Source organism: Planococcus ruber (assembly GCF_022819085.1).
Lineage (GTDB): Bacteria > Bacillota > Bacilli > Bacillales_A > Planococcaceae > Planococcus > Planococcus ruber.
Window position 1 is genome coordinate 1,151,314 of the sequence record NZ_JALHAG010000001.1, and the last position, 24,464, is coordinate 1,175,777.

The 24,464-nt window shown below is 47.5% G+C and carries 22 protein-coding genes; 12 read left to right on the forward strand and 10 right to left on the reverse strand.

Annotation, left to right across the window (positions count from 1 at the left end):
• Positions 1–36 precede the first annotated feature (36 nt).
• A complete protein-coding gene (locus tag MTR82_RS05875) occupies positions 37–1,602 on the reverse strand; it encodes an ABC-F family ATP-binding cassette domain-containing protein (protein ID WP_052650607.1) in 1,566 nt (521 codons plus the stop codon).
• 232 nt (positions 1,603–1,834) lie between these two features.
• Complete coding sequence (locus MTR82_RS05880; RefSeq protein WP_052650608.1) at positions 1,835–2,017, reverse strand: SE1832 family protein; 183 nt, start codon at positions 2,015–2,017, stop codon at positions 1,835–1,837.
• A 146-nt stretch (positions 2,018–2,163) separates the two neighbouring features.
• On the opposite strand from MTR82_RS05880, the gene MTR82_RS05885 reads away from it, so the two are divergent.
• Together MTR82_RS05885 and MTR82_RS05890 are read left to right on the forward strand one after the other, a co-directional pair.
• Positions 2,164–4,026, forward strand: a complete 1,863-nt coding sequence (locus MTR82_RS05885; protein WP_246808255.1) for a cation:proton antiporter — start codon at positions 2,164–2,166, stop codon at positions 4,024–4,026.
• 106 nt (positions 4,027–4,132) lie between these two features.
• Positions 4,133–4,696 carry an NADPH-dependent FMN reductase gene (locus MTR82_RS05890; protein ID WP_052650609.1) on the forward strand — a complete coding sequence of 188 codons (564 nt, stop codon included), beginning with the start codon at positions 4,133–4,135 and terminating at the stop codon, positions 4,694–4,696.
• A gap of 117 nt (positions 4,697–4,813) precedes the next feature.
• Here the strand turns inward: MTR82_RS05890 and MTR82_RS05895 are convergent, their stop codons facing one another.
• A complete protein-coding gene (locus tag MTR82_RS05895) occupies positions 4,814–5,809 on the reverse strand; it encodes a nuclease-related domain-containing protein (RefSeq protein ID WP_246808257.1) in 996 nt (331 codons plus the stop codon).
• A gap of 255 nt (positions 5,810–6,064) precedes the next feature.
• Here MTR82_RS05895 and MTR82_RS05900 point away from each other — a divergent pair, with 255 nt between their 5' ends.
• The 9 genes from MTR82_RS05900 to MTR82_RS05940 all read left to right on the forward strand — a co-directional run bounded on the left by MTR82_RS05900 (position 6,065) and on the right by MTR82_RS05940 (position 16,705).
• Entirely contained in the window at positions 6,065–8,224 is a 2,160-nt protein-coding gene (locus MTR82_RS05900) for a DNA topoisomerase III (protein ID WP_246808260.1), read from the forward strand.
• A gap of 53 nt (positions 8,225–8,277) precedes the next feature.
• Positions 8,278–8,778 carry a Cys-tRNA(Pro) deacylase gene (ybaK, locus tag MTR82_RS05905; protein ID WP_246808261.1) on the forward strand — a complete coding sequence of 167 codons (501 nt, stop codon included), beginning with the start codon at positions 8,278–8,280 and terminating at the stop codon, positions 8,776–8,778.
• Positions 8,779–8,842: 64 nt separating this feature from the next.
• Positions 8,843–9,484 (forward strand): YczE/YyaS/YitT family protein, encoded by a 642-nt coding sequence (locus MTR82_RS05910; protein WP_052650613.1) that lies wholly within the window; start codon positions 8,843–8,845, stop codon positions 9,482–9,484.
• A gap of 101 nt (positions 9,485–9,585) precedes the next feature.
• Entirely contained in the window at positions 9,586–10,236 is a 651-nt protein-coding gene (locus tag MTR82_RS05915; RefSeq protein WP_246808262.1) for a class I SAM-dependent DNA methyltransferase, read from the forward strand.
• Between the two features lie 186 nt (positions 10,237–10,422).
• Entirely contained in the window at positions 10,423–10,953 is a 531-nt protein-coding gene (locus MTR82_RS05920) for an S-ribosylhomocysteine lyase (RefSeq protein WP_246808263.1), read from the forward strand.
• An 11-nt stretch (positions 10,954–10,964) separates the two neighbouring features.
• Positions 10,965–11,900 (forward strand): PLP-dependent cysteine synthase family protein, encoded by a 936-nt coding sequence (locus tag MTR82_RS05925; protein WP_052650616.1) that lies wholly within the window; start codon positions 10,965–10,967, stop codon positions 11,898–11,900.
• Positions 11,897–13,030, forward strand: a complete 1,134-nt coding sequence (locus MTR82_RS05930; protein WP_246808264.1) for a bifunctional cystathionine gamma-lyase/homocysteine desulfhydrase — start codon at positions 11,897–11,899, stop codon at positions 13,028–13,030. Before MTR82_RS05925 ends, MTR82_RS05930 begins: the two co-directional genes overlap by 4 nt.
• 222 nt (positions 13,031–13,252) lie before the next feature.
• A complete protein-coding gene (locus tag MTR82_RS05935) occupies positions 13,253–15,400 on the forward strand; it encodes an immune inhibitor A domain-containing protein (protein ID WP_246808265.1) in 2,148 nt (715 codons plus the stop codon).
• 114 nt (positions 15,401–15,514) lie between these two features.
• Positions 15,515–16,705 carry a glycine C-acetyltransferase gene (locus MTR82_RS05940; protein ID WP_052650619.1) on the forward strand — a complete coding sequence of 397 codons (1,191 nt, stop codon included), beginning with the start codon at positions 15,515–15,517 and terminating at the stop codon, positions 16,703–16,705.
• 137 nt (positions 16,706–16,842) lie between these two features.
• On the opposite strand, the gene MTR82_RS05945 is transcribed toward MTR82_RS05940, so the two are convergent.
• From MTR82_RS05945 to MTR82_RS05960, 4 genes are all read right to left on the reverse strand, one after another.
• Positions 16,843–18,036, reverse strand: coding sequence for a M20 metallopeptidase family protein (locus MTR82_RS05945; RefSeq protein WP_246808266.1), 1,194 nt, complete (start codon positions 18,034–18,036; stop codon positions 16,843–16,845).
• A 122-nt stretch (positions 18,037–18,158) separates the two neighbouring features.
• Positions 18,159–18,908, reverse strand: coding sequence for an amino acid ABC transporter ATP-binding protein (locus MTR82_RS05950; RefSeq protein ID WP_246808267.1), 750 nt, complete (start codon positions 18,906–18,908; stop codon positions 18,159–18,161).
• 52 nt (positions 18,909–18,960) lie between these two features.
• On the reverse strand, positions 18,961–19,662 hold the full coding sequence (locus MTR82_RS05955) for an amino acid ABC transporter permease (RefSeq protein ID WP_246808565.1): 702 nt from the start codon (positions 19,660–19,662) through the stop codon (positions 18,961–18,963).
• A complete protein-coding gene (locus tag MTR82_RS05960; protein ID WP_246808268.1) occupies positions 19,649–20,485 on the reverse strand; it encodes an amino acid ABC transporter substrate-binding protein in 837 nt (278 codons plus the stop codon). Before MTR82_RS05960 ends, MTR82_RS05955 begins: the two co-directional genes overlap by 14 nt.
• 403 nt (positions 20,486–20,888) lie before the next feature.
• Between MTR82_RS05960 and MTR82_RS05965 the strand changes: the two genes are divergently transcribed.
• On the forward strand, positions 20,889–21,833 hold the full coding sequence (locus MTR82_RS05965) for an L-threonine 3-dehydrogenase (RefSeq protein WP_246808270.1): 945 nt from the start codon (positions 20,889–20,891) through the stop codon (positions 21,831–21,833).
• Positions 21,834–21,882: 49 nt separating this feature from the next.
• Here the strand turns inward: MTR82_RS05965 and MTR82_RS05970 are convergent, their stop codons facing one another.
• From MTR82_RS05970 to MTR82_RS05980, 3 genes are all read right to left on the reverse strand, one after another.
• The gene (locus tag MTR82_RS05970) at positions 21,883–23,247 is read right to left on the reverse strand and encodes a YjiH family protein (RefSeq protein ID WP_246808271.1); all 1,365 of its coding nucleotides are present in this window, start codon (positions 23,245–23,247) and stop codon (positions 21,883–21,885) included.
• 157 nt (positions 23,248–23,404) lie between these two features.
• Positions 23,405–24,094, reverse strand: a complete 690-nt coding sequence (bshB2, locus tag MTR82_RS05975) for a bacillithiol biosynthesis deacetylase BshB2 (RefSeq protein ID WP_052650625.1) — start codon at positions 24,092–24,094, stop codon at positions 23,405–23,407.
• Positions 24,095–24,107: 13 nt separating this feature from the next.
• Positions 24,108–24,458: a YojF family protein gene (locus MTR82_RS05980; protein ID WP_052650626.1), complete on the reverse strand. Its 351-nt coding sequence runs from the start codon at positions 24,456–24,458 to the stop codon at positions 24,108–24,110.
• Positions 24,459–24,464 lie beyond the last annotated feature (6 nt).

Here is a 24,464-nt window from a genome sequence, read left to right on the forward strand (position 1 = left end):
TTATGAGAACTGATTTTTAAGATGCGAGCACCTTTATTACAAAGTCGACTGCTTTCCGGCATTGACCCATTCTTCGACGTTCCAGACTTTCGTGGCGAGCCCTTCGTAGAATTCAGGTTCGTGGCTGACGAGAACGATCGTGCCTTTATACGCTTGCATCGCACGTTTCAATTCCGCTTTCGCATCGATGTCCAAGTGATTTGTCGGTTCATCGAAAATCAGCCAGTTGCTTTCTTCCATCATCAACTTGCACAAACGGACTTTAGCTTGCTCGCCGCCACTTAATTGCGTCATGGAGCGGGAAATGTGCTCGTTTTTCAATCCCGTGCGCGCAAGAGCTCCACGCACTTGGCCTTGATCCAAACTTGGGTAAGCCGCCCAAATTTCATCAAGCGGTGTATGGGTAGGCGCTTTGACTTCCTGCTCGAAATAGCTAGGCGTCAAATATTCGCCGCGCAGCACATTGCCGTCAAGCGGTTTGATCTTGCCGAGCATGGTTTTCAATAGCGTCGATTTCCCGACGCCGTTCATGCCGACAAGGGCGATTTTTTCTCCGCGTTCGATCATGAACGTAAGAGGCGGAAGAAGCGGCTTATCGTAGCCGATCGTGAGAGCTTCCGCTTCGACCACGTAGCGGCTCGGGCTGCGGGTTTCTTTGAACGAGAATTGCGGTTTTGCTGCAATTTCCGGCTTTTCAATGCGGTCCATGCGGTCCAATTGCTTTTGGCGGGATTTCGCCCGGCCGGTCGTAGACGCCCGCGCTTTGTTTTTCGCGATAAATGTTTCGGTTTTCTTGATCATTTCGGCTTGGCGTTCGTAAGCATCCAAATGCTGCTTTTTCGCGAGTTCGGCAAGCTCGACGAATTTTTCGTAAGATGCGGTATAGCGGGACAGGCGCGAGAATTCCAAATGGAAAATGACGCCTGTGACACTGCTCATGAACTCCGTATCATGCGAAATCAACAGAAATGCATGCGGGTAATTTTTCAAATAGTTGACGAGCCACTGGATATGCTCTTCATCCAAATAGTTGGTCGGCTCATCGAGCAAAAGAACCTTCGGCTTTTCAAGCAACAGTTTTGCAAGCAATAGTTTTGTTCGCTGGCCGCCTGACAGAGCTTCAACCGGCCGTTCAAGCCCGATTGCATCGAGGCCGAGTCCGCGCGCAATCTCCTCGATTTTTACATCAAGCGTGTAGAAATCGCCAGCATCCAATGCATCCTGGACTTCAGCCATTTCTTCCAATAATTCTTCCAGGCGATCCGGATCGGCATCGCCCATTTGCATGGCGATATTATTGAGTTCTTCTTCTTTTTTATAAAGCGGCAGGAACGCATCCTGCAACGTTTCACGGATGGTGCGCCCTGGCGTCAACTGCGTGTGCTGGTCCAAATAGCCGTAATGCGTTTTCGGCTGCCATTCAACGCGGCCGGAATCATACATGATCTTCCCGGTTAAAATGTTCATCAATGTGGATTTCCCGACGCCGTTTGCGCCGACAAGGCCGACATGTTCGCCTTCTACCAACCGGAACGACACGTCATTGAAAAGCGTGCGGTCACCGAATGTGTGGCTTAAATTCTCTACTGTTAATAAACTCATTTATTGTATTCCTCCATTAGTTAAGAAAAGTATAGGCGCCATCGAAAAGCGGAAGCGGCCGTTTAGGTTCGAAAGGCATAAGACGATTTGGCGAAGCGGCGTGTTTCCAGCCGCACAGCCGAAGTGGCTTATGACCCGAGAACCTGGCCGCAGGAGCTGGACAATCGAAAAGCGGAAACGGCCTTTAAAAGTGCAGAAAATCGGGGCGAAACGCCAAAAAAAAATTCGCGGGCTAGAGTTCCGCGAGTTTTTTGTTTAATTCCGCAAGTCGCTGTTCCATTTTTTCCAATCGTTCTTCTGCCTGTTCCACCATCCGTGCGTGGCCAGTGGTCTCTAATTTCTCAATATCCCCTTGGTGGCGGACATAATCGCTTTTCAAATCAGCAATCTCAAACTCGATTTCTTGTTTGTTCATACGATTCACCCTTAGATTTTTTTCCATTATAGCATAAATTCCATATTATTAAATCCCTGACGGCTCGGTTCTCGCTTTTCAACGCAAGGGGGACCTACTATAATGGTCAAATAAGTTTGAGAAAAAATCATCCTAAAACTGTGGACATGGAGGTACTTATTATCGATTCTTTATTGTTCGATCTCATGCTGATTCTTTTCCTTGGCGTATTGTCACAATGGATTGCATGGCGATTGCAGCTTCCAGCGATTGTGATGATGTCCATTGCCGGCTTAATCGTAGGGCCGTTTTTCGGCATCATATCGCCATCGGAAAGTTTCGGTGACTTATTCAATCCGATTATTTCATTGGCTGTCGCCATTATTTTATTCGAGGGGAGCTTGAATTTAAACTTCAAAGAAATAAAAACGTTCAGCAAACCGGTGCTGCGGATTGTGACCTTGGGAGCATTTATCGCCTGGATTGCGGGATCGCTCGCAGCCCATTACTTAGCCGGCTTGTCCATCGCCGTTTCTTTCGTCATCGGCGGCTTGTTTATCGTCACGGGGCCTACCGTGATTTTGCCGCTGCTGCGCCAGGCGAAGCTAAAAGCGCGCCCTGCCGCGATCTTGAAGTGGGAAGGGATTGTAGTCGATCCTTTCGGGGCGTTGCTTGCCTTGTTCGCGTTCCAATTTGTATTGTTTGCCATGGGCGAAGAATCGGCTGCGGCATTCGGCTTGTTCTTCTTGGCCGCCCTTTTTGCGGTGGTGCTCGGTGTGCTTGCCGGCTGGGGCATGGGGCGGATGTTCGAGAAGGGGCAAGTGCCTGAATTCTTGAAATCGCCGATGGTCTTCGCCGTTGTGCTCTTAGTATTTGCTGTGTCAGACATGGTGATGCATGAAACCGGGCTGCTTGCTGTTACTGCGATGGGGATCATGATGGCGAACATGAACATTTCGTCAATAAATGAGATGCGCCATTTTAAAGAAAATATCTCGGTTTTATTGATTTCAAGCATTTTTGTCATGTTGACGGCTTCTTTGAGTTTGGAAGTGCTCATCAAGATTTTGAATTGGCAGATCATCGCATTTGTTTTGGCCATGCTGTTTGTAGTCCGGCCTTTATCCATTTGGCTATCCACTATCGGAACCGATTTGACGACTCAGGAAAAAACCTTAATCGGCTGGATTGCGCCGCGCGGAATCGTCGCTTTGACGGTATCCGGCTATTTTGCCAGCACCTTGCTTGAAGCGGGATTTGAAGACGCAGAACTTTTGACGGCGCTGACTTTTGCCTTGGTATTTTCAACTGTAGTGGCGCATGGGTTCAGCATCAGCTGGCTTGGCAAGAAACTGGGCCTTGCTTCCTCTGAAGAACCGGGCATTTTGATCATCGGCAGCAGCCGCTTCAATACGAGGCTCGGAGAAATTCTTCAGGCGTTCGATAAAAATGTCTTGATCATGGACCCGGCATGGGGCAGCCTGCAGCTTGCCCGCCAATTGGGCATTCCGAATTTTGCCGGTGAAATCTTATCCGAACACACGGAATATGAACTCGATTTGACGCCTTATGAAACCATGATCGTCGCAACGGATACCGATTCCTATAACTCGCTGGTAGTGAATAACTTCGTGCCGGAATTGGGACGCGTGAATTTGTATCAGACGGCAATCCACATCGGCAATCCGGATGATTTTCATTCATCGCTCAGCGGCCGCACCTTGTTCGGTTCGGAATGGAACTTCCATGCGCTAGAAGCGAAAATTGACGAAGGCTACGCGATGCGCAAAACGCAATTGACGGAGCAGTACACGTATGCGGACTTCAAGGAAAAGTCGGTGGAAGGGACGATTCCTCTCTTTGTTAAGCGCGTGCAAGGGAAAATTGAGTTTTTTACAAATGAAAGCAAAATGGAGCCGAAAATCGGCGATACGATTGTCAGCTTTTCACCGCCGTCCCATCAGGAAAATCGCATTCAAGAAAAATTGGAAACGAACCGATTGAAAAGCGAAACTCAGTCTAAAGAATGAAATTCAATGTCCGCAAGATTTATCGATGCGTATATCGAAGCCGTCTTTGCTATGATAAAAGGAACAAAGCTGCTCGACAGATAGGCATTCAAGGAGGACTTTTCGAATGAAGATTTTATTAGTGGACGGTACGATTATCGGGAGAAAAACAGGCGCTATTTTGGAACAGGTGAAAACGTATATTCAAGATTTCAATCCGGAAATGGAATTGGTAATATTGAACCTGGCTGAATATGAGCATCAATTTGTCGATGGCCGGCCGCTTGGCGAATACAATAAAGACATGCAGGAAATCGTTCACCGTTTCGAAAATGCGGACGGCTACATTATTGCGACGCCGATTTTCCAAGGGTCGATTCCGGGTGTCTTGAAAAACACATTCGACATGCTGCATCCGCGGACGATGCGCTACAAGCCGGTTTCCATCGTAGCGAACGGCGGAACTTATCAGCATCACCTAGTCATTGAAAATCAGCTGAAGCCGATTCTCGATTATTTCCGCTGCCTCGTGACACCCAACTACGTCTACACGCACACGAGCCATTTTGATGAAACCAACACCATCATCAATGAAGACGTCCACGACCGCTTGCGTGAACTGGCACGGGTTTTCGTGGAATATGCAGAAATGAGCAAGAACCTTTCAAAAGAAACGATCGACAATCCGTAATCAGCAGAAAAACCTCCCGTGGGAGGTTTTTTTTACGGTATTCAATAATTTATTCCATAAATTGGATTTACTTTCCTTGACCGCCGAAATACTTTCCTTGCGAAGGTGAATACTATCTCATGTCTTCCGAATACTATCTGTCCCGGGAGAAATACTTTCCAAAAGGCCAATTTGTTCGGGAATAAAATAAACGCGGTCTTTATAGCTGCCTGTAGAACGCATCTTTGAAGATTTCAACAGTTTTGAAGCGGTAGTTATGGAAGGGAGATGCATAAAGTGGCGAAATTCTCTATTGGTGATGGTGCGAGAGACTAAATGCCGGTATTCTGCTAACGCAACCAAATGGCTTTTAGCGTTTTTATAAGAACAGACATTGCATCTCCAGCTTTTCCGGACATAAGCTAATCGCTGAGCTACGCAATGTGGACAGAGCACACCGGTTAAGACGGCGTCTGGCAAAGTAGGCAACACCAATTCTTTAGCAGAATGCAAATTAAGCAAATTTTGTGAGAGTGTAAAAGTTGCAGAATCGGAAAGAAGTTCATATGGGTGATTGGAAAGTAATTGCTCCATTAAATAAGGCAATCCGGAAGATTGGATCATAATCCGCTTGCCGGCTTTCGATTGGATAACCGAAGACGGGTAAGTGAAGACGATTGCACCGAGCACAGGAAGCTCGAATTGCCGATCAGCTAAAAACCGCTTCATCCATTTTTCATGGCGCCGCAGCTGATCATCAGGATTTCGCATGCCGTCGATGCTGCCGTCTTTATTGGTTCGGGAAAATTGACGTGTTTGTGGATCGAAATTGAGCAATCCGGAAATGCTTTTGATCTCTAGAATCAGAATGAACCGGCTTGTGACCAGCACAGTGTCCATTTGGAAGGAAGAATTTGGTTGTTGGATAAATAAATCATGGATGAAAAAATAGGGGGAAGGCAATTCGATTTCGTGCCAGAGGGAATCTACTCGCTGCTCGCCGTGGAATCCGGCAGTGATGCGCCGGAGCTGTTCAGTCCAATGGGGGAATTGGCTGTGGGTGACCGGGATTCTTTTCACTAAACTTTGCAGCTGGAAAATATCAGGAGGTTCTTTGCGGTTCTTTAAAATCAATCGATCATCTCCTTTATGTTATTAATCTGAATATATACCACCAACTGTTGGAGAGCAAGCTGGTTAAAGAATTTATTTATTTACTTTCCTTGCTGTTTGAAATACTATCCTTCTGGGTTCAGATACTATCTCATATCCGATAAATACTTTCCTTGAAGCTTGAAATACTTTCTGCACCACACCCAACCCCCACGAAAAGCCAGCAAATCCGGAAGATGTTATAATCAATGCATATAGAAATGAGGGTGACAATCAATGAAATCAGTAGTACTAGCAGAAAAGCCATCCGTGGCGCGCGATATTGCACGCGTTCTTGGATGTTCGCAAAAAGGCAACGGGTATTTGGAAGGCAAGCAATACATTGTGACGTGGGCGCTTGGCCATTTGGTCACGCAGGCGCAGCCGGAGCAATACGACAACGACTTTAAGGAATGGAAGATGGAGAACCTGCCGATCATTCCGAATCCGTTTAAGCTCGTGCCGATCAAGCAATCGATGAAACAATACAACGCCGTCAAAGCGCAGCTGTCGAGAGGTGATGTCAAGGAAGTCATCATCGCAACGGATGCCGGACGTGAAGGGGAGCTTGTCGCGCGCTGGATCTTGGAGAAAACGAAAACACGCAAGCCGATCAAGCGCTTGTGGATTTCGTCCGTAACAGATAAAGCCATCAAAGACGGCTTCAATAATTTAAAAGACGGCAAAGCTTACGAAAATCTGTATCAGGCAGCAGTTGCCCGTTCGGAAGCGGACTGGGTCGTCGGCATCAATGCGACGCGCGCGTTGACCGTGAAATACAATGCGCAATTGTCGACAGGCCGTGTACAGACACCGACGCTTGCAATGATTGCCGAACGTGAAAAGCAGATCCGCAATTTCCAGCCGAAGCCGTATTATGGCATGCAGGCGATTACGGACAATGCCGCTTTCACTTGGACAGACGGCAACTCGACCCAGTCATTCGATAAAGAAAAAATCGACAAGCTGTTCCATAAACTGCAAAACACGCATGAAGGAACGGTTACCGACGTGAAAGTGACGCCGAAGAAACAGCCGGCACCGCCTTTATTCGACTTGACGGAACTTCAGAAAGAAGCCTACAAACGCTACAGCTGGTCAGCGAAAGAAACGCTGAATACGCTGCAGGGATTGTACGAGCGCTTCAAAATCGTCACGTATCCGCGGACGGATTCGAAGCATTTGACGTCCGATATGAAGAATACGTTGAAAGACCGCATCAAAGCGGTGCAGGTCGGGCCGTACCGGGCGCTTGCCACGACGATTCTAAAAACGCCGGTAGCTGCACAAAAAGGCGTCATCGACGATGCGAAAGTTTCCGATCACCACGCGATCATCCCGACGGAGGAAACGCCGCAGCTCCATAACCTTTCGGATAAAGAACATAAATTATATGACATGATCGTCAAGCGTTTCCTGGCTGTTTTCTATCCGGCTTATGAATACGACCAGACGACGGTGAAAATCAATGCGGGCGGCGAAACGTTCCAGACAAAAGGCAACACGATCCGCAATGAAGGATGGAAACGCATCTACAAAGACGACGAAGACGACAGCGATTCGACATTGCCGCCATTTGAGAAAGGACAGAAGCTAACCATTAAAGGCATCGCGTTAACTGACGGCAAAACGAAGCCGCCTGCGTTCTTTAATGAAGGAACGCTTCTTGGCGCCATGGAAAATCCGGCGCAGTTCATGGCGGGCGAATCGAAGGAATTGATCCAGACGCTTGGCGAAACAGGCGGGCTTGGAACGGTGGCGACGCGTGCCGACATCATCGACAAATTGTTCAACACGTTCTTGATCGAGAAAAAAGGCAAGGATTTGACGATTACGTCAAAAGGGCGGCAATTGCTGGAGCTGGTGCCGGAAGATCTCAAATCTCCGAAACTGACGGCCGATTGGGAACAGCGGCTCAATAAAATTGCCAAAGGGCAATTGAAAAAAGAGCAGTTCATGAAAGAGATGATCGCGTTTGCGCAGAAATCCGTATCGGATATCAAGAAAAGCGACAAAAAATTCAAACACGACAACGTCACCGGCAAAATGTGCCCGGACTGCGGCAAACCGCTTCTTGAAGTCAATGGCAAACGCGGTAAGATGAACGTCTGCCAGGACCGCGAATGCGGCTATAAGAAACAAGTGGCAGTGTTGACAAATGCGCGCTGCCCGAACTGCCACAAAAAGCTGGAAATGCAAGGCGAAGGCGACGGCAAAATTTTCGTCTGCAAATGCGGCCACCGCGAAAAGTTGTCGGCATTCGAGAAACGGCGCAACAATAACCAATCGAAAGCAAATAAAAAAGACGTCAACAAATTCCTGAAACAGCAGGAAGAGCCGCCGGCCAACACAGCGATGGCCGAAGCCTTGAAAAAATTATTGAACCAAAACGATTAGAAATCGGTTGAATTTGATGATATGCTGTTGAAAATGGACAGGGAAAGGCAGAGATGGTGCGAGTGGCGAAGAAAATTGCAAAAACCAATGCAGCCCGAATATTGGATAAAGAAAACATTTCCTATGACATTCTTCAATATGAACCCGGCGATGGGTTAAACGACGGCGTCTCCGTTGCTGCCAAGATTGGCCAGGATGCAGAATTGGTCCATAAAACCTTGGTGACCGTCGGCAGCTCCAAACAGCATTACGTATTCATCATTCCCGTGGACGAGGAGCTGGATTTAAAAGCGGCGGCCAAAGCGGCAGGCGAGAAAAGGATTGAAATGATTGCGGTCAAAGATCTCCAAAGCTTGACCGGCTACATCCGCGGAGGCTGCTCGCCGCTCGGCATGAAAAAATTGTTTCCCACTTTTATTTCAGCATCTGCCGAACATCGGGATAAAATGATCGTATCGGCTGGAAAAATCGGCATGCAGCTAAAGCTTCAGCCGACTGAGCTGGCGAAAGCGACAAACGCCAAATTCGCCGCAATTACCACTACGGCTGATTGAAAAATCCGTCCATTCACTTGAGTGGATGGATTTTTCATAATACATAACAGAAAGAAGGATAAAAATGAGGCGTTCGCTTTTTTACCGCTGGCTGTTTTTCATTGTCGGCTTGATCATCATGTCTTTCGGTTTTACGCTGGTCCTAAAAGCGGACAAACTGGGCATCAGCCCATGGGACGTGCTGCACGTAGGGCTGCACCTGAACTTCGGTTTGACGATTGGCAGCTGGGTCGTCATCATGGGGCTAGCTATTATTTTGTTCACGATGCTTTTCACGAAAAAGCTGCCGCAAATCGGCGCGTTCTTAAACATGCTGCTGGTGGGCGTTTTTATCGATATTTTCAATTTCCTGATTCCGGATATTGCGACGTGGACTGGCCAAGTGCTGATCTTGATTGCCGGAATCATCATCTCCGGCTACGGCGTCGGAATTTATGTAGCGCCAAAAATCGGTGCGGGGCCGCGTGATGGGCTCATGCTCGTCATCAACGAAAAAACGGGCATCAGCATCAGCTGGGCAAAGACCATCATCGAAGTATTTGCCGCAGTGGCGGGCTGGCTGCTCGGCGGTCCGGTGGGAATCGGGACAATTGCTGTGGCCCTGTTAACCGGCAAAATCGTTCAAGCCGCCTTGCCTTTATTCGAAAAAATGCTTACGAAAATCATTGGGAGAAAAAGCGATGTTCCGCCCGTTTTGAAGATCTAGCGCCCGGTTCAGAGAGTTGAATCCGGGCTCTTTTTATGGTATAAATAAAACCTAGTAAGTCTATTGGTTTTATAGAAAAACCGACTAAAGGAGAATTAAAAATGGGACGAGAGTTCGTAGAAATTTTTGATGAATGGGTTCACACGTATGATGATTCTGTAAATGGAAAAGACAAAGAATACGAAGATGTCTTCGTTAAATATAATGAGATTCTGCAAGCAGTCGCAGACCAGGCAATCGGCCCGGTTATCGAGTTTGGGGTCGGCACGGGCAATTTGACGCAAAAGATGGTGGATCGCGGACTTGAAGTGGTGGGCATTGAGCCGAACCAGGCAATGCGCGAAGCGACAGCAGCGAAATTCCCATCACTGAAAATCATCGACGGCGATTTTTTAGAGTTTGAACAGCCGGTCGAAGTGAAAAGCTTCACGAGTACGTATGCATTCCACCACTTGACCGATGCGGAGAAAGCGGAGGCATTTAAGCTTTATGCTGAAAAGCTTCCGGCAGGCGGAAAAGTAGTATTTGCAGACACCGTTTTTAAATCGGAGGAAGCAAAACAGCAAATGATTGAATTTGAAGAGTCGCGTGGGTATGCTAATCTAGTAGAAGATTTAAATCGCGAATATTACACGACGTTGCCGGTGATGAAAGAATTGATCGAAGCAGCAGGATTTGAAGTTGAATTTACGCAGCTCAATAATTACGTCTGGTTGATTGATGCGACAAAGAAAAGCGGAAACGGCCGTTAAGCTCCGAAAGGCATAAGACGGACCACCGAAGCGGCGTATTCTGCCGCATAGGTGGGATGGCTTATGACCCGAGGAGTTGGCCGTTGGAGACTGGACAAAAAGAAAAGCGGAAACGGCCGTTAAGCTCCGAAAGGCATAAGACGGACCACCGAAGCGGCGTATTCTGCCGCATAGGTGGGATGGCTTATGACCCGAGGAGTTGGCCGTTGGAGACTGGACAAAAAAGAAAAGGAGACGATTCACTTGAAAAAAATGAACGTTGAAAGCTTTAACTTAGACCATACAAAAGTAGTAGCGCCTTATGTACGCTTAGCTGGCGAAAAAACAGGGGCAAATGGCGATACCATCAAAAAATACGATATCCGTTTCAAACAGCCGAACAAAGAGCACATGGATATGCCAGGCCTCCATTCGCTTGAGCACATGATGGCAGAACATAGCCGCAACCACTCAGACCAAATCATCGACATCGGGCCAATGGGCTGCCAGACCGGCTTTTACCTGTCAGTCATCAACCACGATGATTACGAAGACATTCTGCGCATTTTGGAAAACACGTTGACGGACGTGATTGCAGCTGACGAAGTGCCTGCGTGCAACGAAGTCCAATGCGGATGGGCTGCTAGCCATAGCTTGGAAGGTGCGAAAGAATTAGCGCGTGAAATGCTGGCTAAAAAAGACGAATGGCGCCAAGTGTTCGCCGAAGAAACTGTTTAAGGGGAATGGGCATGAACGTTGCAACGAGCATCCAGCAATTGATCGGAAACACCCCGGTACTGGAATTGACGAATATCGACATTCCGAATGGCTGCCGGATTTTTGCCAAACTCGAATTCTTTAACCCGGGCGGCAGCGTAAAAGACCGCCTGGGCGTTTCATTGATAGAAGACGCAGAGCAGCGGGGCGTTTTGAAGCCCGGCGGAACAATGATCGAACCGACAGCCGGCAATACAGGCATCGGCTTAGCAATTGCTGCGATCGGCAAAGGCTATCAAGTGAAATTCGTTGTACCTGAGAAATTCAGCCAAGAAAAGCAGGCGTTGATGCGTGCACTTGGAGCTGAAGTGATCAATACGCCAACGGAACTCGGGATGAAAGGCGCAATTGCAAAAGCAAATGAATTAGCGAAAGAGCTGGATGCGTTCTCTCCCTCCCAATTTTCGAACCCGGCAAATCCGGAAACGTATGTCCGGACACTCGGCCCTGAATTGTGGGAAGCGCTGGACGGCAAAATCGACGTATTTGTCGCAGGTGCTGGATCCGGCGGGACCTTTGCCGGGACCTCACGATTTTTAAAGTTAAAACGGGAAACCATCAAGACGGTAATTGTGGAACCGGAAGGCTCCATCATCAATGGCGGGGAATCCGGCCCCCATTTAACGGAAGGCATCGGCATGGAGTTTTTGCCTGCCTATATGGACGCGTCCCATTTCGAGTCTATCCACACCATCCTGGATAAAGAAGCATTTGCCGCTGTCGGCGAATTGGCGAGAAAAGAAGGTTTATTGGTCGGAAGCTCTTCAGGTGCAGCCTTTGTTGCTGCGATGAGAGAAGCGGAGACAGCAAAACCGGGAAGCCACATTGTCACGATTTTTGCGGATTCAAGCGAACGTTATATGAGCCAGAATATTTACGGAAGAACATTTGAGGAGGATCATTCATGAAACCGAAAACAAGATTAATCCATGGCGGCATTTTTGGAGATGAAGCAACAGGTGCCGTTTCTACACCGATTTACCAAGTAAGCACATACAAACAGGAAGCTGTTGGGAAATTCAAAGGCTATGAATATTCCCGTACAGGAAATCCGACGCGCCATGCACTCGAAGAATTGATTGCAGACGTGGAATACGGACATGCCGGGTTTGCATTCGGCTCCGGGATGGCAGCGATTTCTTCTGTGATGATGCTCTTTTCAGCTGGCGACCACATCATCTTGACGGATGATGTATACGGCGGAACATACCGCGTCGTCAATAAAGTCTTGAACCGCTTCGGCCTTGAATTTACTTTCGTAGATACAGGCGATTTAGAAGCGATTGAAGCTGCTGTTAAAGAAAATACGAAAGCGATTTTCATCGAAACACCGACGAACCCTTTATTGAAAGTAACGGATATCGAAGCGGTTTCGGCTTATGCAAAATCGAAGAACCTCTTAACAATTGTCGACAATACATTCATGACGCCTTATTTGCAGAACCCATTGAAATTGGGCGCAGATATTGTCTTGCATAGTGCGACAAAATACATCGGCGGACACAGTGACGTCGTGGCGGGACTTGTCGTCGTCAACTCGGAGCAATTAGCGACTGACTTGCATTTCGTCCAAAATTCCGTCGGCGCCATCCTTGGGCCGCAAGATTCTTGGCTGTTGATGCGTGGGTTGAAGACGTTGGGAATCCGCATGGAAGAAGCGGTATCGAACGCTCAAAAAATCGCTGAATTCCTGGACCAGCACGAAGCGGTCAACGCTGTCATCTACCCGGGATTGCCGAATCACACCGGACATGAATTGATGAAAAAACAGGCAACCGGTTTTGGTGCCATGATTTCATTTGATGTCGGAAGCAAAGAAAAAGCTGATGAATTATTGGCGAAATTGCGTTACTTTACACTTGCTGAAAGTTTAGGCGCCGTTGAAAGTTTGATTTCGGTTCCTGCGCAAATGACGCATGCTTCGATTCCAGTTGAACGCCGCGGAGAGCTTGGCATTCTAGAAGGTCTTGTGCGGATTTCAGTAGGAATTGAAGACGTGGAAGACTTGATCGAAGATCTTGAAAATGCATTGAACTAAATGATGATAAAAAACCGCCGTATGGCGGTTTTTTTTATTTCTAAAGAACTAGGAAAATCCCGAAACGGAAGAATTTTTAAAAATGACGAAAAAAACATAGAAAAAAATATCTAAAATTCCGAAATCCGAAATAAACCATTTACCTCATTCGTCTGAATAGTCTGCATGCTATTATTTTATTCAGCTATAAAATTCTGACAATTCGAGAGGGGTAAAAAGAACATGGTTAAAAGCAAATGGGTTTCCATTCTTTCAGCAAGTGCTCTGGCATTGTCGCTAATGGTGCCGGCAGCAGCTGCACCAACAGAAGCGGCAACAACATCAACGACAAAAGCGGAATGGAACAGCGAGCGCTACGGAGACCGTGTCGACATCGACCAGACGTTGAATGAGATGGCGCAAGACGAAGCATTCATGAAGCAAGCGGACAAAAAAATCAAAGCACAGGCGGGTGAAGTAGCAGCTGCCGGCGCTAAAGCAACAGCTGATGGGCCATTTACATATGATGGAGGAACGAAGAAATTCCTTGACCGCAACTTGTCGTTTAAAGACTTTACTTTGCGCAGTGTCGGCGAAAATGTGGAAATCTGGGTAGCCAATGACCTGGCTTACGGTCCGGACAACCCGAAACCCGCTGATGTGGTAACGCAGGCGCAAGTTGATAAATTGAAAGATGAATTCGACAGCAATATTTATCCGAAAGCGACTGGATTCTTCGGAATGCCGGATCAGCTCGACGGTTCAAATGCGACGGTTCCAGGAATGGTCGGATTGCCGGATGATTATTACGAAGGATCGGACAAAGTCATCATGCTTGTCGACAACGTAAAGGATGAAGGCTGGAACAACCCGTCGTACCCATTCTTTGTAGCCGGCTTCTTCTGGCAGACGCTTGAAAACTATACAGACCGCAACATCATTACCATCGATACGAACTCATGGGAAACGCGTCTTGAGACGACGTTCTTCGGAACGACAATCCACGAATTGCAGCATTTGATCCATGCGGACAACGACCCATCAGAGGAAACGTGGTTAAACGAAGGGATGTCTACTTTCTCTGAGTATCTTGGCGGTTATGGCCACGATGCAGGATCGATCAACTTCTACTTGGACCACCCGGAAAACTCACTCGTGAGCTGGGACGAACACGGTACAGCTGAAACCGGTCCGGAAACCATTGCGGATTACGGACAAGTGTATTTATTCACCCTTTATATGTATGACAAATTTGGCCAGGAATTCATCCGTGAATTGGCAGTCAACGGCGAAAAACAGGGCATGTCCAGTGTAGACCAAGTGCTGAAAGACTACGGCACGAATAAAACTTTCCTGGAAGTCTACCAGGATTTCATGACGGCATTGACGCTTGATAGCTCAGCAGTCGACAGTGACTACAACATCGACAGCATTGACCTCCGCAACCTGCCAGTTGGCACGGATGGAAAAGTGCGCGGCAAAACAATCGACTTTGAAAGCGCAAAAACGTATGAAAAAGAAGGCGTTCCGGCATGGGGCGGCGACTTTAAAGAATTTAACTTCGGCAAAGATGTACGCGGCTTGAAATTTGACGGCGTCGACTTCCTGCCGCTGCAATGGAGCACAGTTGCGGATCCTAAAGGGTCCGGCAAACAAGTGCTGCATCCGAATAACGGAGACGAGGCAGACCAGGCATTGATTTTTGGTGCAACGGTTCCGACGGCAAATCCGACATTAACATTTGACCACTACTACGATATTGAAGAACAATGGGACTTCGGCATGGTCCAAGTTTCAACAGATAACGGCGAAACATGGAAATCGCTTGAAAACCAAAATACACGCAGCGATGTTGTGGAAGAAGGCTACCCGACTATTAAAGAAAATGTTCCAGGATTCACAGGAACGAACGGCGATTGGGCGACAGAAACATTTGACTTGTCCGCTTATGCCGGCAAAGACGTATTGGTTTCATTCCGCAATTTGACAGACTGGGGCTCAAACAACCCGGGCTGGTACATCAAAGATGTGAAACTTGGCAATTTCTCGAATGACGGTTCTTCAACAGACGCATTCCAGTCGCTGGGACAGTTGAAAGGCGACTACGTGAATTTCACAACGACGTTCATCCAAACGAAGAAAAACGGCAAAGAGCGCGTATTCCACGTGAATCCTTACAACGTGACAAACCAGCAGGCATTGGATCTGAAGCAAGTGCTTCGTGAAGGCAATGTGAAAATGATTACGTCTTATGCAGCAGCAGAAGGCCAAAAAGAAGCGCAGGAATTCAGCTACGAAGTCCTGTATAAAGACCAAAAAGGAAAAGATAAAAAAGACAACAAGAACAAAGGCAAGGGCAATAACAACGGAAAAGGCAATGGCAATAAATAAGCGGGAAGCGGACCTCGGTCCGCTTTTTCTTTTGGCCGGTTTTCTTTTCAGTTTGGAGAAGATTGCCGTTATGGTAAGATGGAAAGTGAAAACGTTTGCGAAAGGAAGAGGACATTGTCAAAAAAACTAGATGCATTTTTAGATCAAAACCTTGGCGAATTAAAAGAGCAGGGCTTATATAATGAAATCGATCCAGTGGAAGGGCCGAACGGGGCAATCATCAAAGTCCGCGGCAAAGATTTGATTAACTTATCTTCAAACAACTACTTGGGGCTTGCGACAAACGAAGATTTGAAGCAAGTGGCAAAAGACGCGATCGATAAATACGGCGTCGGTGCTGGTGCAGTCCGTACAATCAACGGAACGTTGGACATCCATGTGAAATTGGAAGAAAAGCTTGCGGAGTTCAAGGGAACAGAAGCGGCCATTTCCTACCAATCCGGATTCAACTGCAACATGGCAGCGATTTCTGCAGTGATGGACAAGAATGATGCCATTCTTTCCGATCAGCTGAACCACGCGTCCATCATTGACGGCTGCCGCTTGTCAAAAGCGAAAATCATCGCCTTCAAACATTCGGATATGGAAGACCTTCGCGCGAAAGCGAAAGAAGCGACAGAATCCGGTTTGTACAATAAAGTCATGGTCATTACAGACGGCGTATTCTCCATGGACGGCGATATCGCGAAGCTTCCAGAGATTGTGGAAATCGCAAAAGAATTTGATTTGATTACATACGTTGACGATGCGCACGGTTCGGGCGTTACCGGCAAAGGGAAAGGGACCGTGAAGCATTTCGGCCTTGAAAAAGAGATCGACATGCAAATGGGCACCTTGTCTAAAGCAGTCGGCGTAGTCGGCGGCTATGTAGCCGGCAAGAAAAACCTGATCGACTGGCTGAGAGTCCGTTCACGCCCGTTCTTGTTCTCGACCGCGGTAACACCGGGGGACGTAGCGGCGATCATTTCGGCCTTGCAGATGATCATCGATTCGACCGAACTGCACGACAAACTATGGGACAACGGCGATTACTTGAAAAAAGGCTTGAAAGAGCTTGGCTTCAATATCGGAGATTCGGAAACGCCGATCACACCTTGCATCATCGGCGACGAGAAGCTTACACAACAGTTCTCGAAGCGCTTGTTTGAAGAAGGCGTCTATGCGAAATCTATCGTCTTCCCAACGGTTCCTAAAGGCACAGGACGCGTCCGCAACATGCCGACAGCGGCCCATACAAAAGAAATGCTCGACGAAGCGATCGAAGTATACGCGCGCGTCGGAAAAGAACTTGGCGTTATCCAATAACACACAAAAACACGCTCAGCCAATAGCAGCTGGGCGTGTTTTATTTTCCAGATTAAGGATTTACTTTCCTTGAAGGCTCAAATACTTTCCGTGCCAAGCGAAATACTTTCCCAAGCAAGCCATTTACTCCCTTTGAATCAAGAAATACTTTCCGTCCTCATATTTTGCTCCTCAAAATAAAGGGCCGCAAACATTTTTGCCGCAACAAGCATCGCACGCTCATCGAAATCGAATTTTTCATGATGATGCGGGTAGCTTAAACGTTCATCGGCCATTTTCGCTCCGACGAAAAAGTAAGCACCTGGACGTTCTTGCGTGAAATAAGCGAAATCTTCCACTGGCATGATGGGTTCCGTTTCGACCACCCGTTCTTCGCCAATGGCTTGGGTAGCAGCTCGGCGTACCACTTCAACCGCCTCCGGATGATTCCATAAGGAAATATAGCCGGCTTCAATCGTCACTTCCGCTTCGGCACCCATTGCCCGCGCCACATTTTCAGCAATCGCTTGGACCCGCTCGGTTGCCAACTTCCGCAGTTCGGGATCGAATACACGAATTGTCCCTTCAAGCACCGCTTCGCTTGGAATGGCGTTATCGGCATCGCCTGCATGGAATTTTCCGATCGACACCACCAATTCTTTCAGCGGATCGGCATTCCGGCTGACGATCGATTGCAGAGCAATCATAATGTGGCTGGCTGCAAGAATCGGGTCTACACCGGTATGCGGTTCTGCACCGTGGGTTCCATAGCCGCGAACAACGATTTTTAAGGTATCTTCAGAAGCCTGCAAAAAGCCATCGCGCACGAAAACGTTGCCGCTTTCCATCTTGCTTTGAAGATGGGCGCCGTAAATCGCATCGACGCCGTCCAGGCAGCCGTCTGCAATCATTGATTGCGCTCCGCCCGGCGCCACTTCTTCACCGAATTGATGGATCAGCACAATTGTGCCAGGCAATTGGTCTTTGATTGAAACCATCGCTTTCGCAAAAGCGAGCAAAGCTGCTGTATGGCCGTCATGGCCGCAGGCGTGCATCACGCCAGGCACAGTCGATTTATAAGCGACTTCTTTTTGGTCAGTGATCGGCAACGCATCGAAATCAGCACGAAAAGCGATCGTTTTGCCGGGCAGGCGTCCATGGATGGTACCGACTACACCGCGGCCGCCAACGTTCCGGCGAACTTCAATCCCTATATTTTCTAATTGCTGTGCGATAAATTCCGGCGTATGGACTTCCTGGTGGGAAAGCTCTGGATGCATGTGCAGATAGCGGCGTGTTTCCACCATTTCTGCATAAAGTGACTCAATCTTTTCCTCTATCAATGGTTTCATTCTTTCGACTCTCCTTCAAAGCTGATAGTTTCAGTATACAATAAAACCGTTAGATAGAATAAAAAACAAGAAAATAGAATAATAATACAAAAAGAAACCCGCTGCCAATAACGGCTGCGGGTTTAAATAACATCTGTTTTTTGAATCAAGTTCAGGAATTGCTGGGTACGGGCTTCTTTTGGATGTCCGAAAATATCCTCAGGTTTGCCGCGTTCAATGATGTGCCCGCCGTCCATGAAGAGGACTTCATCAGCCACGCCTTTGGCAAAGCGCATTTCGTGGGTGACCACGACCATCGTCATGCCTTCTGACGCTAAATCTTTCATAACTTGCAGCACTTCGCCCACAAGTTCAGGATCCAGCGCTGAAGTCGGTTCATCAAACAGCATCACTTTTGGTTCAAGTGCAAGCGCGCGGGCGATGCCGACACGCTGCTGCTGTCCGCCGGATAACTGAAACGGGTATTCGTTCACTTTATCCCCGAGGCCGACTTTCGCAAGCAATTGCTCCGCTTTTTTGCGGGCAGCGGCTTTGTCCTGCCCTTGTACCGTTACAGGGCCTTCCATGACGTTTTCAAGCGCCGTCATATGAGGGAATAGATTATAGTGCTGGAACACCATCGCAGATTGTTTCCGGAAAGCGTTCACTTTTTTCTTCGGAACCGGCTTTGCAAAATCGACCGATTGTTCATCGATGGAAATAACGCCGGCAGAAGGGGTTTCTAAAATATTCAAACAGCGCAGGAAAGTCGTTTTACCGGATCCGGAAGGTCCGATGACCACAACGGCCTGGCCTTTTTTCACTTCCAAGTCGATGCCTTTTAAGACTTCCAAGTCGCCGAACTTCTTATGCAAATTCTTTATCCTAATCATAGTTCGCTCCTCACTGCAACCAGTGCTTTATTATTCGCTCCATAACCATTCATCATCGTGAAACGTAGCGGTCAAACCGGTTTTCCAGACGGCCTTGTCCGACAGATAGAAGGAAACAGACGACCCAATAGATCAGGGCGGCTTGGCCGTATAGTAATAGGAATTCATAGTTGGTCGCAGCGATTTGCTGGGCAATGCGGAACATTTCCGTTACGAGAATGAGTGATGCCAGCGAAGTATCTTTCACGAGACTAATGAACGTATTGGATAGCGGCGGAACCGAAACGCGGGCCGCTTGCGGCAAAATAATGCGGCGAAGCGACTGGACATACGTCATGCCGATTGTATCGGCAGCTTCCCATTGGCCTTTCGGAATCGAAAGGATGGATGCGCGGATGACTTCGGATGCGTATGCGCCGACATTCAAGGAAAAGCCGATGACCGCAGCCGGGAACGGATCAATCGTTACCCCGAGCGACGGGAGGCCATAGAATAAGATGAATAATTGAACGAGCAAAGGAGTGCCGCGGATGATGGATACGTAGATCCGGGCAATCACTTGCAGAATTTTGATCGTAGAAATACGTGCCAACGCTGTCAAAACTGCTAATATCAGACCGATGATAAAAGAAATAATCGACAAAGGGACAGTAAACTGGATCAGCCCTTCCAAAAGGGGCAGCCAGGACGTCTGGGAGATGTCGACTAGCCGCTCCATACGGACAGGATCAGAAAAAATACTATTCAAGTACATTTTCGCCGAACCATCTTTCGGAAATTTCATCATACGTGCCGTCTTCAATCATTTCGGCAAGGGCTTTATTTGCTTCTTCTACAATTGCACCGCTGTCTTTGCGGAACAATAAGGCACTTTTCGCTGCATCGTCTGCTTCATCGACAATTTCGATGTTCGCATCCGGACGTTGTTTCAGGAAATCAAGTACAGTCAAATTATCGTTTACCGTCGCTTCGACGCGGCCCGAATTCAATAGTTCGATCGCTTGGTTGAATCCTTCAACGCCTTCAATTTCTGCTCCGTAAGAACGTGCAGTTTCTGCGTAGTTGCTTGTCAAAGATTGAGCGGAAAGTTTTCCTTCCAAATCCTCAAAGCTTTTGATTTCGCCATTGCCTTTCGCAACAACCAATACAGCAGTAGAAGTGATGTAAGGATCTGAGAAATCGTAGCTTGCCAGGCGCTCTTCGTTAATGCCGACTTGGTTCGCTACCATATCGAAGCGGCTTGCATCAAGTCCTGCAAAAATTGCATCCCATTGAGTTTCCAGGAATTCGACTTCAACGCCTAAGCGCTTTCCGACTTCGCGTGCAATTTCAACATCAAATCCGGTCAATTCGCCGGAGTCGTCATGGAACGTGAAAGGAGGGTATGTGCCTTCCGTCCCAACGATCAATTTGCCTTCTTCTTGGACTTCAGCCAGCAAATCGCCTTCTGAGCTGCTCGAACCGCCAGAGCCTGCTGCATCGTCTGTCGTCGGGTCTTCTTCTGGAGAGCCCCCGCCGCAAGCTGCCAATACAAGTGCGGCAATCAATAATAGTAGTGCAAAACTAAATTTTTTCATGAAATAAATGCCTCCATTCTTATCTGTTTATTAACGGCCTTTCCAAATTCCACACAAAAGGCATTCCCGTCTGTTTCGCATAATATACCCCTCTTCCAGAAGAGGGAAACTAACGCAATAAAACACAGTGGAATACTTGGTTTAAAACTTAAAAAAAAGCGATTAATAAGTTCTGCTCAGGCCTTAAATAGGCTGGAACAACTTTCTCATTATAGCATCGGCCAATCAAGAGATACAAGTGAACTGTTTAGCCTATTTCGGCACAAATCCAGTGAAATTCATTGTATTTTTAAAGAGAACAAATTATAATGGCTAGATAGAAAAGCTTAATTAATCAATGTTTATATTGAATTTAATGTATTTATACAGAGGACAAATGTTTTATTTGAGAGGAGCACATAAAATGAAACGAATAATGATCACGGGAGCCCTTGGGCAGATTGGTTCAGAGTTGACCACAAAACTGCGCACAATTTACGGAGCAGACAATGTTTTGGCGACAGATATCCGCGCAACGAATGATGAGAGCGGCCCTTTTAACGTATTGGATGTCACAGACGGACAAAAGATGCACGATTTGGCAAAAGACTTTGAGGCGGATACCATCATGCACATGGCGGCTTTGCTGTCAGCGACGGCTGAAGAAAAGCCGCTGCTTGCCTGGAACTTGAATATGGGCGGCCTGGTGAATGCGCTGGAAGCGGCGCGCGAATTGGATATGCAATTCTTCACGCCAAGCTCCATCGGTGCATTCGGTCCATCAACGCCGAAAAAAAATACGCCGCAAGATACATTGCAGCGTCCGACCACGATGTACGGGGTCAATAAAGTTTCAGGAGAGCTTCTATGCGATTATTATTTCCAGAAGTTCGGGCTTGATACACGCGGCGTCCGTTTCCCGGGATTGATTTCTTATGTAGCTCCTCCAGGCGGCGGCACGACCGACTATGCCGTGGACATCTATTATAAGGCAGTCGAGCAGAAGAGCTACGAATCGTTTATTGCAAAAGGAACGTATATGGACATGATGTATATGCCGGATGCGCTTCAAGCAATCGTCGATTTGATGGAAGCAGACGCTTCGAGATTAGAGCACCGCAATGCTTTCAATGTGACGGCCATGAGTTTTGAGCCGGAGCAGATTGCCGCTTCGATCCAAAAGCACATTCCGGATTTCAACATGACTTATCGTGTCGACCCGGTTCGCCAAGCGATTGCAGACAGCTGGCCGGACAGCATTGATGCCTCAGCTGCGCAAAAAGAGTGGGGCTTTAAAGCCCAGTACGATCTGGATGCCATGACGGCAGACATGCTGGAAAAGTTGAAAAAAAAATTCATGCACGCTTAATCGAATAAAGAAAATGCCCTTCGCAGCTGCGAAGGGCATTTTCTTTATTCTAAAACAATAGATGGGCAATTCCTGCAACGATCGGCAATGCGATGATCGTGCGAAGCAAGAAAATGACGACCAAGTCGAAGATATTGACCGGGATTTTCGATCCAAGGAGCAAACCGCCGACTTCAGACATGTAGATCAATTGAGTCACGGACATCGTCGCAACGACAAAACGGGTCATATCCGATTCAATGCCTTCAGCCAGAAGGGAAGGCAGGAACATGTCTGCAAAACCGACGACCATCAGTTGAGCCGCTTCAGCCGCTTCAGGAATGCCGAGCAAGTTCAAGTAAGGGACGAAAGGTGTTCCGAGTACAGAGAAGACAGGTGTATACTCTGCTAAGATCAACGCTACAGTACCGAATGCCATAACGACCGGTGCTACGCCAATCCACATATCCAAGACGTTTTTAAACCCATCTTTGAAAAATTCTTTGATGGATTTGTTTTCAGATGCTTTCGTTAAGGCATTTTCAACGCCGTGAGAAGCAACGCTGTATCCTTCAGGAACTTCTTCTGATTGAGATTCCTGCGGATCGCCATTCATGAAATTGGTCGACTTTTGGGCAAGCGGATAGATGCGCGGCATGATGAGCGCAAGAACAATGCCTGCCAAAATAACTGTACCGTAATATGGCAAGAAATATTGGCCTAATCCGACCTGCTGGATGACAACGATAGCGAACGTGATGGAAACAACGGAAAAAGTCGTTCCGATAATTGCTGCTTCACGCTGCGTATATTTGTTTTGGATATACTGATTATTTGTCAGTAAGACCCCGATCGTTCCATCTCCAACCCAAGATGCCAATGCATCAATAGAAGAGCGGCCAGGAAGGCGGAAAAGAGGCCGCATAATTTTCACCATCATGGTTCCAAAGAATTCCAGAAGGCCAAAATTCATCAGGAGCGGCAAGAACAAACCGGCAAAGAGGAAAATCGTAAATAAGAAAGACAGAAGTCCGTCACCGGATAAGAGCATTCCGCCGGTATTTTCACTCCAGACAGCTTCAGGTCCGATTTGGAACAAGACCATGACAGCAAAAACTGCACCAAGAATGCGGACAATTGTCCAAAATAAATTTACATTGAATAATTTTTCGAAAAATGATACCGAGTGATGCTCATTCACTTTTTTTGCAATCGCTGTTATTGAACCAACAGCTGCAATGATCAAAATCCCCATCATAATCCAAGGGACAACGGATTCAATGGCACCAGCCATCAGGTTTGCCAACACGGCAATGGTGACCATCCAGACCGTTTCGTCTCCATCTTTTGTTGGAATTGGCACTAAGAAGAGCAAAATTCCCAACAAGGAAGGAAGCAGGAACAAAATCCAAGTTGAAGCCGAAAACTTTTTCACAAATAAATCCCCTTTTCTCTGTGCATGAAAACACAACATTAATACTAATTATACAACAATATCCCCAATGAAACCGCTGTATAATCAATGTTTATATTATCTGAAAACAGCACAGAAAAATACCCTTATTTTCAAAAAGAAAATAAGGGTATTTTTGTTAAAACGTTTCTTCGAAATCCTGGTCCCAGCGGTAATTATAGAAACGTTCTTTCGTGAGCCAGTTTTCAGTTTCCTGATCGCCTTGCGCCAATTTGTTTTCCATTTCTTCAAGCATCCATACCGTCTGCGAAATATGGGCTTTCATCGCGCCCATCTTTTGGTCGCGGACAGCTGATACATCATGCAGGACGTCCGGAGCGCCGAGAACTTCCAATGTGTTATTGGCAAAAGCGACACAATGGAGTTTCGGACGGTCTTCCATCCGCCGTACGGCACGCACAACCGCACGTGCCGTCGCTTCATGGTCCGGATGCACAGAAAGGTTCGGATAGAACGTGATGATCAATGAAGGATTCAGTTCGTTGATCAAGTCGGTCATCATGCCGACCATTTTTTCGTCGTCTTCAAATTCAACGGTCTTGTCCCGAAGCCCCATCATCCGTAAATCGGTCAACCCCATCGCGTCAGCCGAAGCCTGCAGTTCTTTTTTGCGGATTTCCGGCAGCGATTCGCGGGTAGCGAAAGGCGGATTGCCTAAATTGCGGCCCATTTCGCCAAGCGTCAGGCAAGCATAAGTAACCGGGGTGCCGCGTTTAATATGGGTCGAGATGGTCCCGGAAACGCCGAAGGCTTCATCATCCGGGTGAGGGAAAACCACCAATACGTGGCGTTCTTGTGGAATTGTCATTTCGTCTGCCTCCTTAATAGCTGAACGGTGTTTCGCTGATTTCAAGCGCTACCGCCAATTTTCCTGATCCGTCGTGGCCAGCCAGCAATAATCGGCCGTGCTCGTCTAATTCATAGTGCGTAATGCCTTGGGCGTAAACCCAGCCATGCGGCAGCTTCAATCCGACTCGGTGCGGGCTGTCGCCGACCACTTTGCCAAGTTCGTAGTTAATGACGACATTGCGGATAAAAGCTCCGGCATTGAAAAACCCTTCATTAAAATGAGTCGCATAAGAGCCATTCGTCGTTTCCAGATGCAAATAGACATCTCTATTAGCGAAGGCATCCAAGTGGACTTGCAATTTTTTTACTTCAACTAATTCCATTTCTTT

Coding starts and splice junctions, on each gene's coding strand:
- MTR82_RS05875 (WP_052650607.1), bottom strand. CDS start 1,602: ATGAGTTTATTAACAGTAGAGAATTTAAGCCACACATTCGGTGACCGC.
- MTR82_RS05880 (WP_052650608.1), bottom strand. CDS start 2,017: ATGAACAAACAAGAAATCGAGTTTGAGATTGCTGATTTGAAAAGCGAT.
- MTR82_RS05885 (WP_246808255.1), top strand. CDS start 2,164: ATGGAGGTACTTATTATCGATTCTTTATTGTTCGATCTCATGCTGATT.
- MTR82_RS05890 (WP_052650609.1), top strand. CDS start 4,133: ATGAAGATTTTATTAGTGGACGGTACGATTATCGGGAGAAAAACAGGC.
- MTR82_RS05900 (WP_246808260.1), top strand. CDS start 6,065: ATGAAATCAGTAGTACTAGCAGAAAAGCCATCCGTGGCGCGCGATATT.
- ybaK (WP_246808261.1), top strand. CDS start 8,278: ATGGTGCGAGTGGCGAAGAAAATTGCAAAAACCAATGCAGCCCGAATA.
- MTR82_RS05910 (WP_052650613.1), top strand. CDS start 8,843: ATGAGGCGTTCGCTTTTTTACCGCTGGCTGTTTTTCATTGTCGGCTTG.
- MTR82_RS05915 (WP_246808262.1), top strand. CDS start 9,586: ATGGGACGAGAGTTCGTAGAAATTTTTGATGAATGGGTTCACACGTAT.
- MTR82_RS05920 (WP_246808263.1), top strand. CDS start 10,423: ATGACCCGAGGAGTTGGCCGTTGGAGACTGGACAAAAAAGAAAAGGAG.
- MTR82_RS05925 (WP_052650616.1), top strand. CDS start 10,965: ATGAACGTTGCAACGAGCATCCAGCAATTGATCGGAAACACCCCGGTA.
- MTR82_RS05930 (WP_246808264.1), top strand. CDS start 11,897: ATGAAACCGAAAACAAGATTAATCCATGGCGGCATTTTTGGAGATGAA.
- MTR82_RS05935 (WP_246808265.1), top strand. CDS start 13,253: ATGGTTAAAAGCAAATGGGTTTCCATTCTTTCAGCAAGTGCTCTGGCA.
- MTR82_RS05945 (WP_246808266.1), bottom strand. CDS start 18,036: ATGAAACCATTGATAGAGGAAAAGATTGAGTCACTTTATGCAGAAATG.
- MTR82_RS05950 (WP_246808267.1), bottom strand. CDS start 18,908: ATGATTAGGATAAAGAATTTGCATAAGAAGTTCGGCGACTTGGAAGTC.
- MTR82_RS05955 (WP_246808565.1), bottom strand. CDS start 19,662: ATGTACTTGAATAGTATTTTTTCTGATCCTGTCCGTATGGAGCGGCTA.
- MTR82_RS05960 (WP_246808268.1), bottom strand. CDS start 20,485: ATGAAAAAATTTAGTTTTGCACTACTATTATTGATTGCCGCACTTGTA.
- MTR82_RS05965 (WP_246808270.1), top strand. CDS start 20,889: ATGAAACGAATAATGATCACGGGAGCCCTTGGGCAGATTGGTTCAGAG.
- bshB2 (WP_052650625.1), bottom strand. CDS start 24,094: ATGACAATTCCACAAGAACGCCACGTATTGGTGGTTTTCCCTCACCCG.
- MTR82_RS05980 (WP_052650626.1), bottom strand. CDS start 24,458: ATGGAATTAGTTGAAGTAAAAAAATTGCAAGTCCACTTGGATGCCTTC.